Here is a 1,080-nt window from a genome sequence, read left to right as displayed (position 1 = left end):
GGGCCCCGCGGTGCTCTGGAACGACGGCCGCGCCGCCGGCATCGTCGGCGACTGGGAGCGGGACGGGACCGTGGAGGAGGCGTTCCGCATCTGCGGCTCGCGGATCTCCACCGGCATGCCGAACGCGGTCCTGACGTGGCTGCGCACGCACGACCCGGACCGCGTCGCCCGCTCCCGGCACCTGCTGACCTGCGGCGGCTGGCTGTTCTACCGGCTCACCGGTCAGGCGGCCGTGGACGAGTCGGAGGCCGCGGCGCCGTTCCTGGACATCGCCGCGCGCACCTGGTCGGACCGGCTGTTCGAGCTGTACGGGGTGGAGTGGGCCCGCGACCTGCTGCCGCCGCTGCGCGACGACGACCACCGCGTCACCGCGCTGGACAGCGCCGCCGCCGCCGAGACGGGGCTGCCGGAGGGCGTCCCCGTAGTGCTGGCGCCGTACGACATCTGCGCCACCGCGATCGGCTCCGGCGCGGTCGGCGCGGGCCGCGCGTGCACGATCCTCGGCACCACGCTCTCCACCGAGATCGTCACCGACGCGCCCCCCGCCCCCGGCGAGCCCGTGGGCATCACCGTCCCGCTCGGGGTCCCCGGCCACTACCTGCGCGCCTTCCCCACCATGAGCGGCGGCGACATGCTCGACTGGGGCGCGAAGCTCCTCGGGCTGTCCTCGGCCGCCGAGCTGATGGAGCTGGCCGAGCGCGGCTCCGCGGACACCGCCGGGGTGCGGTTCATGCCGTACCTCTCCCCCGCCGGCGAGCGCGCGCCGTTCTTCGACCCGGCCGCCCGCGGCTCGCTGACCGGCCTGTCGCTGGACAGCGGCCGGGAGGACGTGGCGCGCGCGGTGGTGGAGGGGGTCACCCTGGCGATCCGCGACTGCCTCGCCGCCTCCCCCGCGGAGCCGGACCTGCTGACTCTCAGCGGCGGCGGCACCCGCAGCGGGTTCTGGATGCGGCTGATCTCCGACGTCACGGGCGTGCCCGTGGCGATCCCCGCCGACACCGAGATCGGCGCCCGCGGCGCGTGGCTGACCGGCGCGGTCGCCACCGGCCGGGAGCCGGACTTCGCGACCGCGGCGGCCCA

Annotated in this window: 1 protein-coding gene; it reads left to right on the top strand. The window is 76.7% G+C overall.

All coding sequences use genetic code 11. The features are described from left to right. A partial coding sequence (locus H5J30_RS35200; RefSeq protein WP_181791855.1) for an FGGY family carbohydrate kinase occupies positions 1–1,080 on the top strand: 1,080 nt, incomplete at both ends.

This window comes from Streptomyces phytophilus, from assembly GCF_013870535.1.
Classification (GTDB): Bacteria; Actinomycetota; Actinomycetes; order Streptomycetales; family Streptomycetaceae; genus Streptomyces; species Streptomyces phytophilus.
This window is presented reverse-complemented; position numbering and strand designations above follow the sequence as displayed.